The following is a 425-nucleotide window of genomic DNA, read 5'->3' on the forward strand; positions in this document are numbered from 1 at the left end:
CGCCCGCGAGTTTTTCTTATTTGGTTAAATATAGAGATAAGTAATAATTGAATTATAAATAATTCATATTTGACTTATTCTGCATTTAATACTTAGTTAACCATTGTAATTATAACGTATCATTCAGAAATATAATTGGCATGAATTTTGCTAATAGATTTAGAATTATAGATAAATTCAGAAAGGAGATTTTTATGGGGCAGGAAAAATTACAGAAACAATTAAAAACCAGACACTTAACAATGATTTCCTTAGGCGGCATCATTGGAGCGGGACTCTTCGTCGGAAGTGGCGCCGTTATTAATCAGACTGGGCCGGGAGCCGTTGTTTCCTACGCTGTGGCCGGTCTTTTGATTGTATTGGTTATGCGGATGCTGGGAGAGATGGCAATTCAGAATCCGGATAGCGGATCATTTGCAACATAT

1 pseudogene is annotated in these 425 nt (G+C 36.5%); it reads left to right on the plus strand.

What is annotated here, in order from left to right:
- Positions 1-194: 194 nt before the first annotated feature.
- Positions 195-425, plus strand: a pseudogene (locus tag B2899_RS16200) (GABA permease); the annotation flags it as partial.

The sequence above is a fragment of the Aneurinibacillus sp. UBA3580 genome (assembly GCF_002375825.1).
GTDB classification, from domain to species: Bacteria; Bacillota; Bacilli; order Aneurinibacillales; family Aneurinibacillaceae; genus Aneurinibacillus; species Aneurinibacillus danicus.